25 protein-coding genes are annotated in these 22573 nt (G+C 42.0%); 13 read left to right on the top strand and 12 right to left on the bottom strand.

What is annotated here, in order from left to right; genetic code table 11:
* Positions 1-36: 36 nt before the first annotated feature.
* The 3 genes from CRO16_RS02685 to CRO16_RS02675 are packed head-to-tail and all read left to right on the top strand — an operon-like array spanning position 37 to position 2625.
* Complete coding sequence (locus CRO16_RS02685) at positions 37-768, top strand: polyprenol monophosphomannose synthase (protein ID WP_097054795.1); 732 nt, start codon at positions 37-39, stop codon at positions 766-768.
* Positions 768-2108 (top strand): dihydroorotase, encoded by a 1341-nt coding sequence (locus tag CRO16_RS02680; protein ID WP_097054794.1) that lies wholly within the window; start codon positions 768-770, stop codon positions 2106-2108. The genes CRO16_RS02685 and CRO16_RS02680 overlap by 1 nt, the downstream gene beginning before the upstream one ends.
* Before the next feature lies 1 nt (position 2109).
* The gene (locus CRO16_RS02675) at positions 2110-2625 is read left to right on the top strand and encodes a DUF4296 domain-containing protein (protein ID WP_097054793.1); all 516 of its coding nucleotides are present in this window, start codon (positions 2110-2112) and stop codon (positions 2623-2625) included.
* Here CRO16_RS02675 and CRO16_RS02670 read toward each other — a convergent pair.
* Positions 2618-3637: an SDR family oxidoreductase gene (locus CRO16_RS02670; RefSeq protein WP_097054792.1), complete on the bottom strand. Its 1020-nt coding sequence runs from the start codon at positions 3635-3637 to the stop codon at positions 2618-2620. The two genes, CRO16_RS02675 and CRO16_RS02670, sit on opposite strands and share 8 nt — an antisense overlap.
* Before the next feature lie 82 nt (positions 3638-3719).
* Here CRO16_RS02670 and tyrS point away from each other — a divergent pair, with 82 nt between their 5' ends.
* On the top strand, positions 3720-5015 hold the full coding sequence (tyrS, locus tag CRO16_RS02665; RefSeq protein ID WP_097054791.1) for a tyrosine--tRNA ligase: 1296 nt from the start codon (positions 3720-3722) through the stop codon (positions 5013-5015).
* Between the two features lie 131 nt (positions 5016-5146).
* Here tyrS and CRO16_RS02660 read toward each other — a convergent pair whose 3' ends face one another.
* The 4 genes from CRO16_RS02660 to CRO16_RS02645 form a co-directional block, all read right to left on the bottom strand.
* Positions 5147-6127 carry a LuxE/PaaK family acyltransferase gene (locus CRO16_RS02660; RefSeq protein WP_097054790.1) on the bottom strand — a complete coding sequence of 327 codons (981 nt, stop codon included), beginning with the start codon at positions 6125-6127 and terminating at the stop codon, positions 5147-5149.
* Between the two features lie 51 nt (positions 6128-6178).
* A complete protein-coding gene (locus CRO16_RS02655) occupies positions 6179-6517 on the bottom strand; it encodes a T9SS type A sorting domain-containing protein (protein WP_097054789.1) in 339 nt (112 codons plus the stop codon).
* 173 nt (positions 6518-6690) lie between these two features.
* A complete protein-coding gene (locus tag CRO16_RS02650) occupies positions 6691-7737 on the bottom strand; it encodes a hypothetical protein (protein WP_097054788.1) in 1047 nt (348 codons plus the stop codon).
* A gap of 34 nt (positions 7738-7771) precedes the next feature.
* A complete protein-coding gene (locus CRO16_RS02645; protein WP_097054787.1) occupies positions 7772-10561 on the bottom strand; it encodes a TonB-dependent receptor in 2790 nt (929 codons plus the stop codon).
* Between the two features lie 187 nt (positions 10562-10748).
* Between CRO16_RS02645 and CRO16_RS02640 the strand changes: the two genes are divergently transcribed.
* Positions 10749-11435: a response regulator transcription factor gene (locus tag CRO16_RS02640; RefSeq protein ID WP_097054786.1), complete on the top strand. Its 687-nt coding sequence runs from the start codon at positions 10749-10751 to the stop codon at positions 11433-11435.
* Positions 11435-12511, top strand: a complete 1077-nt coding sequence (locus CRO16_RS02635; RefSeq protein ID WP_097054785.1) for a sensor histidine kinase — start codon at positions 11435-11437, stop codon at positions 12509-12511. Before CRO16_RS02640 ends, CRO16_RS02635 begins: the two co-directional genes overlap by 1 nt.
* Here the strand turns inward: CRO16_RS02635 and CRO16_RS02630 are convergent.
* A complete protein-coding gene (locus tag CRO16_RS02630; protein ID WP_097054784.1) occupies positions 12449-13507 on the bottom strand; it encodes a glycosyltransferase in 1059 nt (352 codons plus the stop codon). The genes CRO16_RS02635 and CRO16_RS02630 overlap by 63 nt on opposite strands.
* A gap of 67 nt (positions 13508-13574) precedes the next feature.
* Between CRO16_RS02630 and trmB the strand changes: the two genes are divergently transcribed.
* From trmB to CRO16_RS02595, 7 genes are all read left to right on the top strand, one after another.
* The gene (trmB, locus tag CRO16_RS02625) at positions 13575-14249 is read left to right on the top strand and encodes a tRNA (guanosine(46)-N7)-methyltransferase TrmB (RefSeq protein ID WP_097055752.1); all 675 of its coding nucleotides are present in this window, start codon (positions 13575-13577) and stop codon (positions 14247-14249) included.
* A gap of 6 nt (positions 14250-14255) precedes the next feature.
* Complete coding sequence (locus CRO16_RS02620; RefSeq protein ID WP_097054783.1) at positions 14256-14882, top strand: LysE family translocator; 627 nt, start codon at positions 14256-14258, stop codon at positions 14880-14882.
* Complete coding sequence (locus tag CRO16_RS02615) at positions 14875-15210, top strand: MGMT family protein (RefSeq protein WP_097054782.1); 336 nt, start codon at positions 14875-14877, stop codon at positions 15208-15210. Before CRO16_RS02620 ends, CRO16_RS02615 begins: the two co-directional genes overlap by 8 nt.
* A 104-nt stretch (positions 15211-15314) precedes the next feature.
* On the top strand, positions 15315-16442 hold the full coding sequence (locus CRO16_RS02610; RefSeq protein WP_097054781.1) for an Mrp/NBP35 family ATP-binding protein: 1128 nt from the start codon (positions 15315-15317) through the stop codon (positions 16440-16442).
* Between the two features lie 2 nt (positions 16443-16444).
* Entirely contained in the window at positions 16445-16687 is a 243-nt protein-coding gene (locus CRO16_RS02605; RefSeq protein WP_097054780.1) for a NifU family protein, read from the top strand.
* A 30-nt stretch (positions 16688-16717) separates the two neighbouring features.
* Entirely contained in the window at positions 16718-17779 is a 1062-nt protein-coding gene (locus CRO16_RS02600; RefSeq protein ID WP_097054779.1) for an NAD(P)/FAD-dependent oxidoreductase, read from the top strand.
* Positions 17780-17838: 59 nt separating this feature from the next.
* Positions 17839-18177, top strand: coding sequence for a 2Fe-2S iron-sulfur cluster-binding protein (locus CRO16_RS02595; RefSeq protein WP_097054778.1), 339 nt, complete (start codon positions 17839-17841; stop codon positions 18175-18177).
* A gap of 201 nt (positions 18178-18378) precedes the next feature.
* Here CRO16_RS02595 and CRO16_RS02590 read toward each other — a convergent pair whose 3' ends face one another.
* The 6 genes from CRO16_RS02590 to rimM all read right to left on the bottom strand — a co-directional run bounded on the left by CRO16_RS02590 (position 18379) and on the right by rimM (position 22566).
* Positions 18379-19284 (bottom strand): metallophosphoesterase family protein, encoded by a 906-nt coding sequence (locus CRO16_RS02590; protein WP_097054777.1) that lies wholly within the window; start codon positions 19282-19284, stop codon positions 18379-18381.
* A 23-nt stretch (positions 19285-19307) separates the two neighbouring features.
* Positions 19308-20486: an acyl-CoA dehydrogenase family protein gene (locus tag CRO16_RS02585; RefSeq protein WP_097054776.1), complete on the bottom strand. Its 1179-nt coding sequence runs from the start codon at positions 20484-20486 to the stop codon at positions 19308-19310.
* Between the two features lie 169 nt (positions 20487-20655).
* On the bottom strand, positions 20656-20925 hold the full coding sequence (locus CRO16_RS02580) for a type II toxin-antitoxin system RelE/ParE family toxin (protein WP_179670473.1): 270 nt from the start codon (positions 20923-20925) through the stop codon (positions 20656-20658).
* Positions 20915-21160 carry a hypothetical protein gene (locus CRO16_RS02575; protein ID WP_097054774.1) on the bottom strand — a complete coding sequence of 82 codons (246 nt, stop codon included), beginning with the start codon at positions 21158-21160 and terminating at the stop codon, positions 20915-20917. Before CRO16_RS02575 ends, CRO16_RS02580 begins: the two co-directional genes overlap by 11 nt.
* 91 nt (positions 21161-21251) lie before the next feature.
* Positions 21252-21917 (bottom strand): tRNA1(Val) (adenine(37)-N6)-methyltransferase, encoded by a 666-nt coding sequence (locus CRO16_RS02570; protein ID WP_097054773.1) that lies wholly within the window; start codon positions 21915-21917, stop codon positions 21252-21254.
* 124 nt (positions 21918-22041) lie between these two features.
* A complete protein-coding gene (rimM, locus tag CRO16_RS02565; RefSeq protein WP_097054772.1) occupies positions 22042-22566 on the bottom strand; it encodes a ribosome maturation factor RimM in 525 nt (174 codons plus the stop codon).
* Positions 22567-22573: the final 7 nt, after the last annotated feature.

The raw sequence follows: 22573 nt of genomic DNA, 5'->3' as shown, positions 1-22573 counted from the left end.
ACTTTAAAATTAGTTACATTTGTCCAAAAGAATTTTATGCCAGATGGGATTGTTATAATACCCACCTATAACGAAAAAGAAAATATTGAGCGGATAATAAGAAACGTGTTTTCTCTTCAGCGCAATTTTCATATTTTGGTGGTGGATGATAACTCTCCCGATGGTACGGCGGCAATTGTAGAATCGCTGCAGCCAACCTTTAACGATCAGCTTTTTTTAATAAAACGAAAAGGGAAGTCGGGTCTTGGAACTGCTTATATAAAGGGTTTTCATTGGGTACTCGATAGGGAGTATAAATACATCTTTCAGATGGATGCCGATTTTTCTCACAATCCTAATGATCTCATCCGTCTTTATAATGAGTGCAAAAGGAGAGGGGCAGATGTAGCTGTAGGTTCCCGGTATAAAACAGGGGTAAATGTGGTGAACTGGCCAATGAGCAGAGTACTGCTCTCCTGGATGGCCTCAAAATATGTAAGGTTAATCACGGCTATGCCGGTAGAAGATACCACAGCAGGGTTCGTTTGCTATAAAAGAGAAGTTTTGGAAAGGATCCATCTGGATAAAATAAAATTTGTTGGCTACGCCTTTCAAATTGAAATGAAATTTAAAGCCTATTTGGCAAAATTCAACATTGTGGAGGTCCCTGTAATATTTACTGACAGAACACGGGGTACTTCTAAGATGAGTGGATCTATAATTTGGGAAGCTGTTTTTGGAGTTGTGAAAATGAAAATAAACAGTCTGTTTAATAAGATGACGATATAATGAAAAAGGTGCTAATTAAGAATGCGAAAATTGTCAATGAAGGTGAAATCTTCGAAGGGGATGTTTTTATTGAAGAGGGGATCATTACAGAGATAGCATCGAGTATAAGTGCCAAATCTCCCAATCTTAGCATTATAGATGCCGAGGGGAATTACCTGATGCCGGGTGTTATTGATGATCAGGTCCATTTCAGAGAACCGGGACTCACGCATAAAGAAACTATAGCAACGGGATCAAAAGCTGCAGTTGCCGGGGGAATTACTTCCTTCATTGAAATGCCAAATACTCAGCCGCAAACTACTACCATAGACCTGCTGGAAGAGAAATATAAGCTCGCTGCCAATACCTCCTATGCTAATTATGCCTTTATGTTTGGAGGCACCAATGATAACCTTGAAGAGATCAAAAAGATTGATCCTAAAAAAGTGCCGGCGTTAAAGCTTTTTTTGGGTTCTTCTACAGGGAACATGCTTGTTGACGACGAGCAAGTACTCGAAAAGATATTTAAGGAATCTCCTGTACTTATCGCAGCACATTGTGAGGATGAGAAAACAATTCAAAAGAATTTACAGGAGTGTGTGGAAAGATATGGAGATGATATTCCTATCGAACTACATCCAAAAATCAGGAGTGAAGAGGCTTGTTATTTATCCTCCTCAAAAGCTGTAGCCTTAGCTAAAAAAACGGGGGCACGCCTGCATGTCTTCCATTTATCAACTGCAAAGGAGCTTAAGCTTTTTGAAAATAAGAAACCTTTGAAGGATAAAAAGATCACTGCAGAAGTCTGTGTGCATCACCTTTGGTTTAATGACAGTGATTATGCGAAAAAGGGAACCTTTATAAAATGGAATCCAGCCGTTAAGACCAAAGAAGACCAGGATGCTCTGCTTAAAGCTCTTATAGAAGATAAGATTGATGTGATCGCGACAGATCATGCACCGCATACCAGGGAAGAGAAAAAAAATGTATATACCAAGGCCCCCAGTGGAGGTCCTTTAGTACAACATGCTTTACCTGCAATGTTACAAATGCATCACCAGGGAAAGATCTCTTTAGAAAAGATCGTGGAAAAGATGTGCCATAACCCGGCTATTCTCTTCGATATTGAAAAGCGTGGTTTTATAAGAGAAGGATACAAAGCAGATTTGGTTATTGTTGATCTTAATGCACCATGGGCGGTGCAACCGGGTAATACCCTCTATAAATGCGGATGGTCCCCTTTTGAAGGCATAACTTTCAAATCCCGCGTTACTCACACTTTTGTAAATGGAAATCTGGTTTACAAAAACTTTAATTTCAATCCATTTGTAAAGGCAGAGCGTCTTAAGTTTGACCGTTAAAATGAAAAAGCTAAGTTGGGCAATATTTCTTGCTTTGATCCTCAATTCTTGTCAGGATGTGGAGCGAATGGAGAGACCAAAGGATCTCATTCCTCAGGATAAAATGGTAGAGGTGCTTACAGAGCTTTCCCTGCTTCACGGGGCCCGCAGCTATAACAAGAAACTTTTGCAAGAAAAAGGGATTGCGCCTTATCCTTACCTCATGGAGAAATATGGGATCGATAGTACTCAATTGGTGCAAAGCAATAATTACTATGCCGAAAATTATCGGGAGTACAACGATATTTATGAAAGGGTAAAGCAAAGGCTTGAATTACTGCTAAAGGAATACGATTCTCTAAGGGAAATTGAGGAAAGGGAAAGGGATTCATTAAGGACCCTGGAGAGAGATTCTCTGGACCTTCCAATAGATTCCCTGCAACAGGATAGTTTACAACGAAGACTTCCCGGACCCATTTCCAGAAAGCTGAATTCTTTTAAAATTCAGGATTCTGTAGTGCAGAAGAGCATCAGGTAGTTTTGTCTTTCCTGTATGATTTTGCAGTCCGTTCAATAACTTCAGAAACAGGTTCAAACTGAAAATCAAGTTCAGCTTTTAATTTTTCTGCGGAATAAAATCTATGTTCAAAAAGGCTTTTTTGGGACCTCCTGTCCAGCTGCTTTTCCTTGTCTGAAAATATTCCTGAAGCTTCCTGCCAAACCCATCCCATTAGGACCATCCATTTTTTCAGTTTTTTTCCAGGTGCAGGTTTTTGGAGAGCTTTTGCAGTCAAAGAAAAAATTTCTTTAAAAGAATGATTTTCTGAAATTACGATATACTGTTCGTTTTTTACTGAAGAAGCCATTAGCTCCCGCATGCTCTTCACAACATCCCACACTCCCACGAATCCCGTGGTCTTCGGGAAGTAATGATCCAGTCCCGAATCCACTTTTTTGAAGATCTTGCCGCTGCCATTGTTCCAGAATCCCGGGCCAATAATTACACCCGGATTCACAATCACCACCGGGACGCCCTCCTGGCTTGCCCGCCACACCTCCATCTCGGCCCCATACTTAGTAATTGCGTACATATTGTGATTGAGTTCCTTGTTCCAGAAAGAAGCTTCTGTAATTTCTTTTTCTCCCGGTTTAAGATCAAATGTGGCAATAGAACTCACGAAACAGAGCTTATTGATCTCATTTTTGATGCAGAAGTTGACGACATTAGCAGTACCCTCGATGTTCACCTTTCTTAGCTCTGCATCCTTAGAAGTATCGAAGCTTACTAATGCCGCGCAGTGGTATACATAATCTACATTCTCAAAAACCTTTGTGAGAGAAGGAATATCGGTAATATCAGCTTTTACCCACTCAATGCGATTGAACAGATGTTCTGTTTCTTGAGAAGAATTGGTGTAGGAAAAGACATTTTTAACAGCCTTAAGACTTTCCTGGGTGCGGTAAATAGCCCGCGGCTTTTCCCCGTTCTTTACCAGGTCAAGCAATAAATGAGAACCCACTAAACCCGTGCCTCCGGTAACTAGAATCATGCTGTAAATATAGCCAAATCCACTTAGGAAAAATGCTGGTTTATGGTATCTTTACGGCTGTTTTTACTTCAAAAGATAAATCATGAACAAGAATTTTGTAGAAGAATTGACCTGGAGAGGGATGATCCATGACGTAATGCCCGGTACTGAAGAGCATCTGATGGAAGGACTTAGATCGGCTTATGTTGGAATAGATCCCACAGCCGATTCTTTACATATTGGACACCTGGTAGGGGTGATGATGCTGAAACATTTTCAGGAGGCGGGACATCGTCCTGTGGCCCTTGTTGGGGGAGCAACAGGAATGATAGGAGACCCTTCAGGAAAATCCAACGAACGTAACCTGCTGGACGAGGCCACGTTGCTGCAAAATCAACATGCTTTAAAAAAACAACTATCCAAGTTTCTTGACTTCGAAAGTGACGGTGAGAATGCCGCACTAATGGTGAATAACTATGACTGGATGAAAGAATTCAGTTTCCTCGATTTTATCCGGGATGTTGGTAAGCATATTACTGTGAATTACATGATGTCTAAAGACAGTGTCAAAAAGCGTCTTTCTTCAGATGCTTCGGAAGGGATGTCCTTTACAGAATTTACTTATCAGCTTGTGCAGGGATATGATTTTCTTCATTTGTACAGGGAGCTGGATTGCACATTGCAAATGGGTGGAAGCGACCAGTGGGGAAACATTACCACGGGAACAGAACTCATCCGAAGGATTGGCGACGGGAAAGGCTATGCACTTACCTGCCCATTGATCACTAAAGCCGATGGTACAAAATTCGGAAAAACAGAATCAGGAAACATCTGGCTTGATCCTGAACGTACTTCCCCATACAAGTTCTACCAGTACTGGCTCAACACCAGCGATGAAGATGCCGAAAGGTTTATCAAGATCTTTACATTCCTCCCAAAAAATGTAATTGAAGATCTTGTTAGCACTCATAAAGAAGCTCCGCATCTGCGTCAGCTTCAGCGAAAGCTTGCCGAAGAGATCACGGTGATGGTTCACTCCCGTGAAGATTATGATAATGCTGTAAAAGCTTCTGAAGTGCTTTTTGGAAAAAGTACTGCTCAAGATCTTAAGGATCTTAATGAAAACACCTTTTTGGATGTATTCGAAGGGGTTCCGCAGGCAAAGATCGACAGGGAAGATGTGGAGAATGGATTGGATATGATCGCAGCCCTTTCTGCAAAAACTGAATTCCTTAACTCCAACGGGGAAGCCAGAAGAGCTCTGAAAGAAAATTCTATCTCTGTAAATAAAGAGAAAGTTTCTGAAGACTATATGATCACTAAAAAGGACCTTTTAAATAACAAATATGTGATCATCAATAAAGGCAAAAGGAACACCTATATTTTACGGGTTGAGTAAAACAAAGATAACCCCCTTGCTTTGGAGGCGAAGGGGGCATCTAACTAACCAACCAATTATGAAAACATAATCTAACCGTACAGTAAGTCGACAGAAAATCAATTCCTTACAGCTTTATAAAATTTTTTTTGTTAAAAAACCATCAGGTTGCATCCCCTGATGTCGCTGTTGTCAAAACGGCCTAAAATTTCGGTTTTTCCGGCTCCCAAATTCTTACCCAAATCCTGAGTTGCAATAAAGGAACAGGAATTAAAATTCGCCAGGTCGATCACATTTATTCCGCCCGATTTTCCATCGGGAAGCAGGGTCAATGCATCTTCGGGATCCCGAATAAGAAGCTTCATCCAGGGAGGGCATTCAAAAATGCCATTTTTGACAGCGTATGCCTGGGACAGTAATTCGGTCATTCCATACTCACTGTGGATGTTTTCCACACCCAATCCCTGCTTCAGGATCTCATGAAGTTCTGCTCTTATCATCTCCTTTCTGCGGCCTTTCATGCCTCCGGTTTCCATTACAACAGTATGCTTTAGATTAAGGGAAAACTTCTCTGCCAGGTCCAGTAAAGCAAAAGAAACCCCTATGAGTAAAACTTTTTGTTGCTTCTGCTCCAGTTCATTAAGTTTTTGGGCCAGGGCCTCAAGGTCGTGAAGATAGAATCCGCTGGCGGGATTTTTGCTTTTTTTGATGAGGTCGTCAACCATGTAAATGAGAGATGAGCCTTTCCTTTCCAAGTAAGAGGGAAGTAATGCAAGAACCGCATAGTTTTCCACACTTCCGTAGAAATTTGTGAAGGCCCTGCGGAAACTTTCCTCATAAATTGCAAGATCAGTAACAAAATGCTTGCTTTTAACCTGTCCTGTAGTGCCGCTGCTGGTAAAAATGATCTCTTCGGAATCTTCCGAAGAAGTTATCCTATGGGATTTAAAGAATTCGATGGGAAGAAAAGGGATCTTTTCAAGCTTATCTACCTGCGCCGGACTACGGCCCAGGAGATCACAAAAATGTTTGTAAACCGGATTGTTGAAATACTGAAATTCAAATACCTGCAGAGATTTTTCTTCAAATTCCCCGGCAGTTGAAATGGAAAAAATGTCCTTTGGCTTGCGCATAACTTGTGGTGGCACAAAGGTACAGATTAATTAAAGTAAAAGAATGGAATGTTATCTTACAACAAGCTTTCTGGTAGCAGTGCTTTTGCCTTCCTGGATCTTCATAATGTAAATCCCTGGCTCAAGCGAGGATATATTAAGTTCATTTCCAACCAACTCGGCAGATAAAATGCTGTTGCCTAAAACATTGTAGATCTCTACTTTTTTAGCCTTGCCAGATTTGGTGTTGATATAAACCTTTTGTCCCGAAGCAGGATTTGGGAAGATAGAAAGACCTTCAATAGGGACTTCTTTTGCAGGAGGTTCCGGTTGAGATACCTGTGCAGCGGCAGGATTTGCAAACAGCAAAAGGCCGATTAATAAGAGGGGGTACAAGTAGAGTTGTTTCATTTTCAGCAAAGTATCAATTCAAAATTACAATAAAAAATTCAAAAACCACACCAAAAATTACTTTTCGAAACGTTAAACTAATAATTTTAAACAATAAAAACAAAAAGACTGCCGTTGGGCAGTCTTTTTATTCAGAATCAAAGCATTACAGTTTAGTGGCTAATTAAACTTTTTTACTGTGCCCAGTTGAATTGAGCAACATCTACCATTACACCGGCATCGTAAGTAGCGTGCAGGTCTGCATCCTCTCCCTCTATCTGTATTCCGGACAGATCTGTTCTTCCGTCTTCAGTGATATCTATATTTGTGTCATATCCTGAAAGGTAAAGCCCCGTAATTGTAGCTCCCGATTGTTTTTTGAATTGAAGTGCAGTACCCCCTGTAGTGGACACAGCTGTAAAGTTGGTGATCGTAGGATTGGCATTCGCACCATCGGCTTCAATTGCAGTTGAAAAATTTTCAATGGAATGTTTTACATAAACATTTTCAACAGTACCATCCCATCCTTCGGTCCAGTCCACAGCATCATCTTCGTTATTTTCAAGATAAAGATTAGTCACAGCAACCGAACCTCCAAAGAATTCAACTCCGTCATCGGCTCCGTTCATGATAGCCACATTCTGGATGCTGGTTCCTGAACCCACTCCGTACAGGGAAAGCCCGTTGTATTGAGATTCAGGATCAATTTGCGCACCCGCATCTTTGATCACCAGGTAATTAATCTTACCTGAATTATCGGCTGGATTATCGCCGCCGTAGATGATGCTTCCTACCTCGGCAATTGCATTGATCCCGGCTGTAGATTTAGCTTTACCGGCAATCACCAGTCCGCCCCAGCTTCCGGCCCCGCCACTTGCAGAAGACATCACTACCGGAGCAGCAGCTGTTCCCTGGATATCTATTTTTGCTCCTTGTTGTACTACGATATACACTCCGGTTGCGGGATTATCATCGCTATCTGTATTGGCGACTATCTTTGTGCCTGCAGGAATGGTAAGGGTGGTGCCGGCTTCCACAGAAAGAATCCCGCTAAGCCTGTAAGTTTCATTAGGGTTAAGGCGGACATCTTTATTTACGGTTCCCTGAAAATTCGCAGGGTCAATAGATTCCTCTCCGGGTTGTACTATTGGATCCATTGAATCATCATCGCTACAGCTGGTCACTCCTAAGCTCAATAGAGCGAAAAGCATTGCATAAATTGTTTTAGTTGCGTTTTTCATGTTGTTTTAATTTTAGATTTAGTTTGATTTATGTTTAAAATGAATATCCTATTCCAAGACTTAATACTGCCCCGGTGGTATAGGAGCGAATGCTTTGCACCTTTTCAATCCCTGTCGAACTGGGGCGTATAGCCTGTATCCTTTCAATTTCAGGGTTTAGCAGATTTTCCCCGCTGAGTTTAAAAGACCAGTGATCTCCGAAACCTTTACTAATGACAGCATCTAAAGTGACAAAGCCTTTTTCAATGATCTCATCATTATAAAATACATCGGGCTGAGTTTGAATTTCAGGCGCGCCTAAAGCATAGATCTTATCAGATGCATAATTGCCCACCAGGGTTATATTCCATGGGCTTTCAGATGCTGTAGACAGGCTGAGGGAACCGTTAAAGATCCAATCTGATGCACCCTGCAGGCCAACTTCTTCTTTGTTGTTATAGCGAAAGGTGCGTACAAAACTTCCATTTTCGTTATAAACATCTTTAAGGGTTTGGCTGTGCCACATCCTGGTTGCATTAAGACTCAGGTCAAGATCAATATCTGCCGGGTCTTCATTGTCTATAAGGCTGAGACGGGTTTCCAGCTCGATGCCATATATATTAGCTTCATCTCCGGCATTGAAATAGGATAACCTTCCCGCAGCCCCACGATCCAGAACTTTATTGATAGGATCCTGAATATTTTTATAGAATCCGGCAAAGGAAATTAATTGCCCGTTGCTGGGGAAGAACTCATATTTTAGATCCAGGTTGAGGTTCTTTGATGCTTCTAAAGCGGGATTACCCCGGGTGACCTGCCCGGTCTGTGAAACATATTCGAAGGGAGCCACCTCCTTAAATTCCGGCAGAGTAATAGTGCGGCTTCCGGCAAACCTGAGGTTAGACCTTTCAGAAGGGGAATACTTTATATTGACTGCGGGATAGAGATTGTTGTACTTCTTGTTTACATACTGAGGCAGAGTAGATGGGTAGTTATTTACTGCCCAGGCGACGTCCAGTTCATCCCGTTGATACCTTGCCCCCAGGTTGAAATTCCATTTGCCTATATCATAGTTTAAGGTTGCGAAACCGCTGTAAGATTGCAATTCGGCTTCATAGATCTCAGGATTAAGCCTGTTGATCCTTAAAATTCCGTTTTCAAAGTTTGCGGTAGTAAAAATACTGCTTAGATCATCCGGAGAGGGAGGATTCACGCTGTTCAAACTAGTTTCGGTTACACCAAAAAAGCGGGAATAGAAATCTCTTTGTTTGTTTCTGAAATTTCCACCTACTTCAAGAAACCTGGCAGTTTCGGGATCAGAAAATGTGATTTTGTCCCTTATAAGGCCGTTGAACTCTGCATCTTCGATTTGCTGGGTTGATTTTCTCTGCTGAAAACCTCCCGTACGCCCCAATTGTATAAATCCTTCCCCATCCAGGTTGAGTTCATTTCTAATGCGGTTAGGTTCCCCTGCATCTACTGTATTGTAACCCATTGCCCATTCAAGGTGATTATTGCTGTTGATCTTGTGTTTCCCATGAAACTGGTGTACAAAAAGACGGGTTTGGGTAATGTTCTGATCCCTGATGAACTGATTCAGGTCTTCAGCCGTGTTGGTTTCCTCAAATACCACCCCTTCGGCATTACGACCGCTTTCATAAACTTCATCTGTCAGTTTGTTGACGAATAAGCCTACGTATCTTACCTGATGATTGGAATTCAGATTTAGACTTGCATCCAGTAATCCGGTGGTATTGTCGGTTCTGCTGAATTCTTCAGCATCAGTGAAGTAATCATAAAGATTATTCGATCCATACTCTCTGAAAAGTCCTTTATTATACTCATAAGAGGTTGATTGTGATCCGGTGAATAACAATCTTAACCGGTCGCCAAAACCTTTTCCTGCGGTAAAGGAGTAACTTCTGTTTAAGGGCATTTCATCTTTTACAGGATCCCAACCCTGGTTATTCAGAGCATCTTGCAGCGGGATATCCCTGTTATAGAATCCCAGGGTGACATCACTGCGGTTGGCACTCAATTTAAAATTCTCATACCGGTCCAGCACATTCGTGTTAATACCTGCTTTTATTCCCAGCTCTAACTCAGATGCTCCGGAAAGGGCGCGGGAAGAAATATCAATGGTTCCCGAAGCCTGGTCTGCGGAATTAAAAGAAGACCATGTTTTGCTGATCCCCACATCCTGAATTACGCCTGTAGAGAACAATCCCAGGTCAATGTTCTTGCGCTCCACATCATCTGAAGGAATAGGTAAATTATTCATGGTGGTGTAGAGATACCTGTCTCCCAGGCCTCTTACAAAAATATCACCGGAGGCCTCACTGCCCGAAACTCCCGATATGCGGGTGGTAGCTTTGGCAACATCCGAAACTCCCATTTTTGCCAGTTCCTGAGCTCCTATGCTTTCCTTAATATTTACTGCCGACTTTTGCTCCAGCAACAAGGCAATTTTAGAATCCTTTCGGGATACAGTTGTAATAACGACCTCATTTAAAGCGGCTGCGCTGGCACCAAGTTCTGTATTGATTTCAGTAACTTTTCCTGCCGCGACTTCCACGTTGTTAATTTCCCGACTTTCATAACCAGTAAAGCTTATGGTTAGTGTGTACACTCCCGGCTTCACATCTTCTATTTTGAAAAGTCCGTTAAGGTCTGTAGTGGCACCTGAGCTGCTGCCTTTGATAATGACATTGGCAAAAGGTAAAGGTTCGCCGTTCATTTCCCTGTCTGTTAGTTTTCCGGCAATCATTCCCGATGGTGAAGGTCCCTGAGCAAGTAGTACAGTGGGAAAAAGGAGAGAAAAAATAAATATTAAAATGCTTCTCATTTTGTGTTTTAATTATATCGCAAAGAAAGGGGCACAATGTAACCGGAGAGTTACCCGGCTATTAAGGCTGGTTTATCCTAAGGTTAAGGCTTTTTGAAGCAAAGGTTATCTCAAGGTTAACAATGACATGCAGAGAAACAGAGCACAGTTTTTATCTTTACTTTTACAAAGAATTAGATGAAACCTTATGAAAAATAGCGATATCTGCATTTTATTGGTTGATGATGAACCCGATATCATCGAGATCATCAGGTACAATCTTGCTGCCGAAGGCTACTCTGTTATTACAGCCGAAAATGGGAAACAGGCCCTTAAAGAGGCTAAAAAGCACAAGCCCCATTTAATAGTCCTGGATGTGATGATGCCCGAAATGGACGGTATTGAAACCTGCTACCAAATGAGAAAGGAGCCGGAGCTTGCAGATACCATTATCACTTTTTTGACAGCCAGGGGAGAAGATTACTCCCACATGGCAGGTTTTGATGCCGGGGCCGATGACTATATTACCAAACCAATTAAACCTAAGGTGCTGGTGAGTAAGGTGAAAGCTTTGCTAAGGCGTCTTAATACCGATTCCTCCACAAAAGCAGAATTGATCACCCTTGGAGACCTGGAGATCAATAGGGAGGAATATAAGGTCACCAAAGCCGGAGAGATCATTCCCTTGCCAAGAAAAGAATTCGAACTTCTTTATCTTTTGGCTTCACAACCCGGAAGGGTTTTCCAGAGAGATGAGATCCTGGAAAGGGTTTGGGGAAACGAGGTAGTTGTGGGAGGCAGAACAATTGATGTACATATCCGAAAGCTACGGGAGAAAATAGGAGACGACAAAATTCAAACTATAAAGGGGGTAGGTTATAAATTCGTAGAATAATGGGAAAAAGCTTCAGGCGATCATACAAATTTGCAGTTAAGACCTCTCTCTATGTCACAATTTTTATGACATTGATTTCAGCTGTCTTTCTTATTGTGAACGACACCTATTCCGAAGCAGCCTTATTGATCTACGCGATTTGCTGCTTCCTTTTTTCATTTCTGGTGATCCAATACAGAGTGGAATTCTTTATCTATAAGAAGATCAAGAAGATCTACGAAAATGTTAGCATGCTTAATGCCTCTTCTCTCAAGCCAGATCATGTAACCACAGATATGGCTACCCTCTCCCAGGAGGTTCAAAAATTTGCTGAAGGTAAAAAACTGGAAATAGAAGCTTTAAAAGTACGGGACAGCTACCGCAAGGAATTTATGGGAAACATATCTCACGAGCTAAAAACTCCTCTTTTTACAGTGCAGGGTTATATTGAGACGCTCCTTGACGGGGCGATGAATGACAAAAAAGTACGACAGCAATATCTGGAAAGAGCAGCAAAAGGTGTAGAGAGACTGGTGTACATCGTGCGTGACCTGGATATGATCACAAAACTTGAAACCGGAGATCTCCGCCTGAAACAGGAAGCTTTTGACATTGTGGAACTAATTCAGAATGTATTCGATCTTTTAGAAATGAAAGCTGCCAAAAAGAATATAAGCCTGGTTTTCGAAACACCATATGCCCCTTTGATGGTTAAAGCCGATAAGGAGAGGATTCAGCAAGTTGTAACCAATCTTCTGGTAAATTCAATTAAATATGGTAAGAAAGATGGGACTACAGAGGTTTCCATACAGGAACATTCGAAAAAGAAAATTATTATCAAAGTGAGCGATAACGGAGAGGGGATCCAAAAAGAGCATATTCCACGGCTGTTTGAAAGGTTCTATCGTGTGGATAAAAGCGGCTCCAGGAAAGAAGGTGGGTCGGGATTAGGTTTAGCAATAGTTAAACATTTACTGGAGGCACATAAAGAAAGGATCTTTGTAACGAGCACTTTTGGAATGGGCAGCGAATTTTCATTTACGCTTAAAAAGGCTAAAAAGACGGCTGTAGTCACAGACAAATCCGGGGTCGTTTAACCCGGAAAAAGTTTCTACTTTCTTCAATTTTTCCAAATTAAAATCTTCCTGCTTACAGGAAGGGGCAAAACCAAGTTTTGACATTCTTTCTGCAAGATATTCCTGCTCAAACTGTCCGGGGGTGGGGATGAAAAAAGCCTTTTTTCCAAGCTTCGCCAAATCCATCAAAGTTGTGTAGCCAGACCTGGAAATGATCACCTTGCTGCTGTTAAGAGCTTCCTCCAGATCCTTCCCAAAAAGGTAATTTTTGATGGTCATGTTTGGAGAAGAAAATGCGGCGGCTTCCTCACTTATTTTTCCTCTTACAAAAAGGACCCTCTTTTCTGTTTGTTTCAACTCACGGAACAGGATATCTTCGAGCAGGCTGCGCTGAGGTTCGGGCCCCGAGAGCAGCACCATATAGTCATAGATCTGGGGCAATTCCCTTTTTTTAAACCTGCTAATGATTCCCATGTATTTCACAGCTTCTAAAGTAGATCTTGAGTGACCGAGGAATCCGCTGAGGTTTGGTTTTCCGGGGGCATCGGGTACCCAGCACTCGTCATATTTTCTAATGTATTGCTGATGCAGTCTGCTGCTTAAAAATGTAGTATTTCCTGAAAGTACGTTGAGTTGATGGGTAATAAAAACATTCGGAAGATGTTTATATATCACTCCAAACCTGCTGTCGGAAATTATTCCGTGGAGATTAAGCTTTTCCACCAGGATCTTTGTTGCCAGTTTTTCTTTTTTAATGTTCCTGAGGATGTGCGGACTGTCCAGAAGGAGTTTCCACTTGAGCAGGCTTCCACGGCTGGTATAGGTAATATTGTAGGAAGGTAATTCAAAACTGCGCAGGTGGGGAAATTCTTTTTTCAGCAATTCCAGCGCAGCCCCGTCTGATGCGAGGAAAGGCGTGTAACCTTTTTCTTCCAGTTTTTTTATAATTGGGATGCACCTGGTGGCGTGCCCCAACCCCCAGTTTATGGGCGCAACAAGAATCCTTCTGCTTCGCATAAAACAAATATAATTGAAAGGCCTGTGGGGGAATTTATTTAAATTTACCAAAATATTAAATATCCAGGTGGGAAGTAAGAATAAATTAAAACGGTTTAGAGAAAACGAAACATTTTCAAATGTAATACAGCCCACCAGGGAAGAAGTGCTGGAGGGAAATTTCCAGTATAAAGGCAGTTGGAGCAGTGATTTCTTCAAAAATGATAAACCTATCGTTCTGGAATTAGGTTGCGGAAAAGGAGAATACAGCGTTGGCCTTGCTCAGGCATATCCCGAAAAGAATTTCATTGGAATAGATATCAAAGGTGCCCGGTTTTGGAGAGGCGCTAAAACTGCTTTGGAAGAAGGCTTGCAAAATGTTGCGTTTATGAGAAGTCAGATAGAATTGGTAGACCTGCTTTTTGCTGAAAATGAGGTTGACGAGATCTGGATCACTTTTCCCGATCCGCAGATCAAGTATAAACGTACCAAACACCGCATGACCAATTCAGAATTCCTGCAGAAGTATAAAAAAATACTCAAACCTCAGGGCCTCATGAACCTAAAAACCGATAGTGAATTTATGCACGGTTATACACTAGGGCTGTTGCATGGCGAAGGTCATGAGGTGATACAGGCCAATCACGACGTGTACAAAAATGAATATTCACCTAAGGAGGTTATCGGGATACAGACTTTTTACGAAAAACAGTATCTTGAGCAGGGAAAACCTATAACTTACATTCAGTTTAGGATAAAATAATGCCTTTTGGAGGAAACTAAAATTTTCCTTATTACCTATTTCGCGGCTTTGCTGGGGGTGGTGCCTCCGGGGCTCGTCAATATGAGCGTTGCCAGAACTTCTCTACAAAGAGGACAGCAGAACGGGATGTATATGGCTGTAGGGGCTGCCGGCATCGTGCTGCTCCAGGCTACTATTGCTATTCAGCTTGCCCGCTACATTTTCAATAATGAGTACGTAAACAGCATATTGTTAAGAGCCGGTTTTGTGATCTTTTTGATCATGATGGTTTATTTTCTGGTGATGGCACAACATAAGCGCAAGGAAGTCGAAGTACATCCAACTTCGGGCATTCGCAGTGTCTTTAAAGGGATGATGATAGGGGCTCTCAATATCTTTCCTATCCCTTATTTTGTGGCTTTAGGAGCAGCTTTAAATGTGAATGGCAATGTTCAATATCACCTGCTTAATAATGCTGTTTTTGTACTGGCAGCAGGCCTGGGAACTTTTACCACGCTGTATCTATATGCGCTTTTCTTTGCCAAGATCGAATCTGAAGGTAATTTCTTTGCAAAATACTCCAATTACTTCATGGCCGGGCTCATGTTGGTGCTGGTGATCATCACCTTTATCAGGATCTTTAACAATGGCTGAAATTTCATTTTTTGACCGCGTATATGAGGTGGTAAAACAAATTCCTGAAGGTAGGGTGACCAGCTACGGGGCCATTGCCAATTTCCTGGGAGCTTCGGGCAGTGCGAGAATGGTGGGCTGGGCAATGAACAATGCTTCAAAAATGGAAGATATTCCGGCACATCGGGTAGTAAACAGGAACGGTTTACTTACGGGTAAGCATCACTTTCCGGGAACCCGACTTATGGAACAACTTTTAGAGGAGGAAGGGATTGCAATAAAGGAAGATAAGATCATTAATTTTCAGCAGCATTTCTGGGATCCTTCCGCAGAACTTCACGAAGAATAAAGTCCGAATCAAAATTGGGTAATACTTTCGTTATCTTAGCTTTTCAACTTATATTTGCATTTAGAATGAATCTACATAAGGTTCATTAAATTCAATTTTACAGCATGAAACTTAATCGGAAAGATATATTAAATGCTCTTGAGACCATTTCAGTTTCGGGAGAAGGTAAAAATATGGTTGAAAGTGGTGCGGTCCAGAATATTATGACCTTTGGAGATGAGGTGGTAGTGGATCTTTTGCTTACCACCCCGGCCTTACATATTAAAAAAAGGGCAGAAGTGGATGTAATGAAAGCCATTCATGAGCACGTGCATCAAAAAGCCAAGGTCAAGGTTAATATAAAAGTGCAGGCGCCGGATAAACCTGAGATCAAAGGAAAATCTATTCCGGGGATCAAAAATATTATCGCGGTGGCTTCAGGAAAAGGTGGGGTTGGTAAATCAACCGTTACCGCGAACCTTGCTGTTAGTCTCGCAAAAATGGGATTTAAGGTGGGTCTTCTGGATTCAGATATTTACGGACCTTCTATGCCCATGATGTTTGATGTGATCACGGAAAAACCGCTTTCTGTCAACGTTGACGGAAAATCGAAAATGAAGCCTGTCGAAAATCACGGGGTAAAGCTCCTTTCAATTGGGTTCTTTACACAACCCAATCAGGCCGTGATCTGGAGAGGGCCAATGGCAGCAAAGGCATTGAATCAAATGATCTTTGATGCCGCGTGGGGAGAATTGGATTTCCTATTAGTGGATCTTCCTCCGGGAACTGGAGATATTCATTTATCAATTATGCAATCCCTGCCAATCACGGGAGCTGTTGTGGTGAGTACGCCTCAAAATGTAGCTCTTGCCGATGCCCGTAAGGGAGTGGCAATGTTCCAGCAGGAGACCATTAATGTTCCTGTGCTGGGAATCATTGAGAATATGGCTTACTTTACGCCGGAAGAATTACCCGATAATAAATATTACATTTTTGGAAGGGAAGGCGCGAAGTTACTTGCTGAAGACCTGCAGGTGCCATTCCTTGGACAAATTCCGTTGGTGCAAAGTATCAGGGAGGCCGGAGATATAGGACATCCTGCTGCCTTGCAGGAAGGAACTCCACTGTCTGAAGCCTTTGAGGTGCTTACCCAGAATGTGGTACAGGAGACCGTAAGACGAAACACCAGTCTGCCTCCTACCGAAGCAATTAAAATCACCACTATGGCTGGCTGTAGTGCAGTTAATAAATAGTCATGACAAGCGAAGAAGTTAGGTTTAACGTGGAGAGGGCCTTAGAAGAGATAAGGCCATTCTTGAGGAATGATGGGGGAGATATCTCCCTTATCAGTATTGAAGATGACCGGCTGGTAAAGGTGCAGCTCGAAGGGGCGTGCGTAGGATGCAGCGTCAACACTATGACGTTAAAGTCGGGTGTTGAGATGACCATTAAGCGTTATGTGCCTCAAATCGAAACGGTGCTGAATATCGAAAAATAGCTTTTTCGGCACTTTCCAAAACAAGACGTAATGATTAAAACAGATATGTTGATTATCGGCGCTGGGCCTACGGGTCTTTTTGCCGTTTTTGAAGCAGGATTATTAAAATTAAAATGCCACCTTATCGATGCTTTACCGCAGCCGGGTGGCCAGTGCTCAGAGATCTACCCTAAAAAACCTATTTATGATATTCCGGCTTTTCCGGAAATCCTGGCAGGGGACCTGGTAGATAACCTTATGGAGCAGATCAAACCGTTTGAACCCGGTTTTACCCTTGGGGAACGCGCAGAAACTATTGAGAAGCTGGAAGACGGATCTTTTATAGTGACTACCAGTGAAGGTACAAAACATCAGGCCCCGGTGGTGGTAATCGCCGGCGGACTTGGTAGCTTTGAGCCAAGAAAGCCGCCTATTCCAAATATTGCAAAATACGAAAATAACGGAGTTTCCTATATGATACGCGAACCTGAAGACTTCAGGGATAAGCGGGTGGTAATAGCAGGTGGAGGAGATTCGGCTTTAGACTGGGCTATTTATCTTTCTGAAGTTGCTTCGGAAGTTTCCCTGGTTCACAGGAGAAATGAGTTCCGTGGAGCTTTGGATTCCGTAGAAAAAGTATCTGAACTCTCTAAAATAGGAAAGATCAACCTTATTACCGAAGCTGAAGTGGTAGGCCTTAAGGGAGACAACAAATTGGAGTCGGTGGTGATACGCCACGGCGGAAGTGCTTCCGAAGAAGAGATCAAAGAAACAGATCATTTTATTCCTCTTTTTGGATTATCGCCAAAGCTGGGACCTATAGCAAACTGGGGGCTGGAGATCGAGAAGAATGCGATCAAAGTTGATAACAGTTATGATTACCAGACCAATATCCCCGGAATTTATGCAATTGGAGATGTGAACACTTATCCGGGAAAATTAAAATTGATCCTTTGCGGATTTCACGAAGCAGCTATCATGTGTCAAAGCGCATACCAGCGTATCTATCCCGATAAGAAGTACGTCATGAAATATACTACCGTAAGTGGAGTGAACGGTTTTGACGGCAGCAAGAAAGAGGCGAAAAGAGAAGTAGTAAAAAGTATAAATTAATTTCAAATTAATCCAAACCTCACAGGATTTGAAAACCTGTGAGGTTTAATTTTTGAAAGATGTCAGATATTAAGATCACTATAATAGACCGCGAGGGAGAAGCGCATTTAGTAGATGCGCCTACAGATATGAACATGAACCTCATGGAAGTGATACGTTCTCATGAACTGGCGCCCGAAGGTACTATTGGCATCTGCGGCGGAATGGCCATGTGCGCTTCCTGCCAGTGCTATATGCTGAACAAGGAACACCTCCTGCCCGAAAAAGGTTATGAGGAAGAAGATATGCTGGACCAGGCATTCTTTGTGCAGGACAACAGCCGTTTGAGTTGCCAAATCCCTATTACAAAAGAACTGGAGGGGCTGGAAGTAAAGATATCTCCATATAACGCTGACTAAAAAGGCTTAATATTTGCCCTTTTTGGCAGGAAAGAAAAACAACAGGCATGAGCTTTAATGTTATTGTATTTTACTCCAATAAATCTAAAGATTACCTCAAGTTTGAGGGGGTTATCTCTAAAAAACCTGTGGAGTTAAAAAGCGAGTGCTGTGAGAAGTATTTGAAGGGAAAGCGATGTAAACGTTGCCCCTGTTTCGATCTTATGTAGCTTTCGCCTTCTGGTAAGCTTCAAGTTTTTGAGGTCCTTCAAGTACGATCCTTATTACCTTTAGAAAACCTTCTTCATTAATAGCTACCTGCCACTTTATAAGGCTGATAGCTCCTTCTTCGATTTCAATTCCTGTGATGGACCTGGGATGAACACAGCTGCCGTCATTGAAATAAGGAATTTCCCCCGGCCTTGGAAATCTGGGCCTGTGCGTGTGGCCGGTGATCATGAACTGGTCATTGTTCTCAACGATCCATTTCTTCGTTTTCCGTTCGATCTTGTTAAGCTCGATATTGTTTTTTGCAGGGCTGGTTGGATCGCCGATTCCGAATATCTGTAACTGCCTCCATAGAACCCTCACCAGGAAACGGTCGATCTTCCATATATAGTAATGCAGCCAGTCTGCCTGGTGCCCGTGAACCATAAAAATTTCCTGTCCGGTTTTTTGATGCTCAAGAATTAGAGCTTCAGGGAAAGTGATCCCCGGGAAAAGAGGTAATTCCTTTTCGGTGCCTGTGTCGCAATAGCTATAGAGGTGTTTTGCCACATAATCCTGATTGCTGTAAACCATGTCATGATTCCCCACAATGCGATAGAGTCGGCCTTCAGTAAAGAACAGGCGCATTAATTTGAAGACATCTTTATGAGCTTCAAAAATGGATTCAAAAGTTAGATTTTCCCACAATTCATCTCCGTCCCCCAGTTCACAGTAGGTAAAACCTTTCCTGTAATAATGTGAGAGGGCATGAAAATAACTGTTGCGATTGTTTGCAAAATCATCAGCAAAACTATTATTGCCGCGGTGGCAATCGCTAAAAATTATGATTTTTGAGTCATCATCAAATGGAATCCGGAGTGCAGTTCGGTATGCGTTGGTCAATCTGCTTCCGGATGCCATTCTATTCTTGCTTTTTTAGAGACTTATTGAAACGCAGGAATTCCCGTAATGTCTGCCCCCGTGATCAACAGGTGAATATCGTGAGTTCCTTCATACGTGATTACACTTTCGAGATTCATCATGTGGCGCATTATGCTATATTCGCCGGTAATTCCCATTCCACCCAGGATCTGTCTTGCTTCCCTGGCGATATTGATAGCCATAGCTACATTGTTTCTCTTTGCCATAGAAATTTGGGCTGAAGTTGCCGTGCCTTCGTTTCTCATAACGCCCAACCTCCATGCGAGCAGCTGAGCTTTAGTGATCTCTGTGATCATTTCGGCAAGCTTTTTTTGCTGTAGCTGGAAGCCGGCAATAGGTTTTCCAAACTGAATCCTCTCTTTGGCATAACGCAGCGCAGTGTCATAACAATCCATAGCGGCACCAATTGCTCCCCAGGCAATTCCGTAGCGGGCAGAATCAAGACATCCGAGAGGAGCTCCCAATCCGCTTTTTTCGGGCAGGAGGTTTTCCTTTGGAACTTTCATATTGTTGAAGACAAGTTCTCCTGTAGCGCTGGCACGTAGAGACCATTTGTTGTGAGTTTCGGGTGTTGAGAAACCTTCCATTCCGCGTTCCACGATAAGGCCATGAATTCTTCCTTCTTCATTTTTTGCCCACACCACTGCTATATCTGCAAATGGAGAATTAGAGATCCACAATTTTGCCCCGTTGAGCAGGTAATGATCTCCTTTGTCTTTAAAATTGGAAGTCATGCCCCCGGGATTGGATCCATGATCGGGTTCTGTAAGTCCAAAACAACCCATCATTTCACCGGAGGCAAGCTTAGGAAGATATTTTTTCTTCTGTTCCTCTGTTCCGTATTTGAAAATGGGATACATGACCAGGGAAGACTGAACTGAGGCTGTGGAGCGGATTCCGCTGTCGCCTCTTTCAATCTCCTGCATGATGAGTCCATAGGAGATCTGGTCGAGCCCGGCACCACCATATTCTTCAGGGATATAAGGACCAAAGGCACCAATTTCTGCAAGGCCGTTGATCAATTGCTTCGGAAATTCAGCTTTTTGAGCCGCTTCTTCTATTATTGGAGATACCTCACGCTTCACCCATTCCCGGGAAGCTTCACGTACCATTTTGTGTTCGTCACTAAGTAAATCATCAAGATTATAGTAATCTGGAGCCTGAAATTGGTCTGCTTTCATTATTTGGTGTTTTTGTATTTGTCTGGAAGAGTAAATTTAAGCAAACAGAAATTAGGGGCAAGCGGGAAAAGAAGATTAAAGACGGCTTTAATTTAAGGATTAAGAGTCCCAATAATTTAGACGCCTCCCAAATTCAGAAATTGGAAAATCTATTTTGAGAACAGTACAATTAAAAGTTTTGTCTTTGATTTAGGATTCTTAAGATCAATACAGTTTGATCTTTAATAATATAATGAATGGAATAATTGAAATGGTTAAATAAAATTATTCGTACTTCTTTGTACCTCATTTGAAAGGAAAATGGCGTTGCCTCAAGAAATTCTAATTGCTTTAGCAAATCGGCTCTAAAAGCCTTTTCCAGATCTTTGGTGCGGAAGTAGCAATCAGCTACACTTAATTCAACTTCGGCTTCTTTTGAGATCAGGACCTTATAAGCCATATTGTTTTTTGATCTCAGAAACAGGAGTAAACTCAACATCTCCTTTTGAAACTCTTTCCAGCATCTCGTCCATCATTTTTTGATATTTTGGAGAGGGAGTTGCTAATTTCTGAGCTTCATTTTGAAGTGTGGATTCCAGTAGATTTTTTAATGACCGATTCTGATTCTTCGCTTCGGCATTAAGAATTTCTAATGTTTCTTTGTCAAGGTCAATCAATTTTCGGACTTTCTCCATTGTTATATATAATATATATAAATATAGGATTTTTTTGGATTTGTACAATCCTTTTAGGGTTCCATTCCCTGAAAAAGTTCTTTAAAATAATCTACATCTTCAAATAAAAATCCTTCACCAGCTCAATGTATTCTGGAGTGTATTGATGTCTGGCGGTTTCGATCACGAGCTCATCAATTTTTGGCTTCCCTTCCAAAAATGACAATTCCAGCAGACTTCTTTTTACATGAGATTCCGGAGTGCCTTTTACACGGGTGATTCTCTGCGGAAACAAACTGAATCTTTCAGCCAGTTCAAGGAAGTTTTTTTCTTCTGAAGCCGGGATAACAACACTGAATTTCCCCTTTTTTGAGAGCAGGAGTGACACTCCTTCCAAAAGTTCCTCAAACGGAAGTGCTTCTGCAAACCGTGCCTGATCACGCTTCGCATCTCCCGAAGAATAGTCGGCAGAATAGAAAGGCGGATTAGATACAATAAGCTCGTATTTCTCCTCATCCTGCATTTCCTCTACAAATTCATCAAAGGCAGCATGATAGCAAAACAGTCTGTCGCCCCAAGCGCTGTTTTCGAAATTCTCCACTGCCTGCTCATAAGCATCCTCATCGATCTCTAAAGCATCTATAAGTTCAGCATGACTTCGTTGCGCCAGCATAAGAGCGATTAAGCCGGTGCCTGTTCCGATATCAAGAATAGAAAATGGCTGGTGCTCAAGTGAGGTCCAGGCACCAAGCAATACTCCGTCTGTGCCTACTTTCATGGCGGTGCGGTCCTGCTGAATGTTGAATTGTTTAAACTGAAAAATAGTAATGAGAATTTAGTAGTGAGTATTGAGCAAGGCTTAAAAAAGGAATTTTGAACCTTGAATTTTGAACCTTGAATCCTTAAAGGTAAAGATCGATCAATCCTTCAGGTGTCTTCACGTGAATGGTCTTATTCTTTTTATCCACTTTTAGAAGGAACTGGTCATTCATAGGGATAAGCACCTGTTTCCCGTCTTTTTCTATTTCAAAAAGGGCCTGGGTGGTGGTGTCGTTTACACCGGTGAGTGTTCCTACGGTTCCGTAGAGTTCGTCTTCTACTTTAAACCCAATGATCTCATGGAAATAGAATTGATCTTCACTAAGTTCGGGTAGGAGGTTTAGGGGAAGGTAGAGGTCGCACTTCATTAGATCTTCGGCGTCCTCTTCAGAATCTACCTCTTCAAACTTTACTCTTAGCAAATTGCTTTTTTGAAGGGAGCTTCTTTCAATAAAAAATGGAACCAGGTTATTGTCGTATTCGACAAAAACTGATTCCATTTCTAAATAACTTTCGGGTTCATCGGTATCGAGTTTGATCAATACCTCTCCCTTAAAACTGAATTTACTAACGATCCTGCCAAGATAGAAACACTCTTCTTTTGTCATTGCTCGT

Origin of the sequence: Salinimicrobium sediminis (assembly GCF_900215295.1) — a bacterium.
Taxonomy (GTDB): Bacteria; Bacteroidota; Bacteroidia; order Flavobacteriales; family Flavobacteriaceae; genus Salinimicrobium; species Salinimicrobium sediminis.
This window is presented reverse-complemented; position numbering and strand designations above follow the sequence as displayed.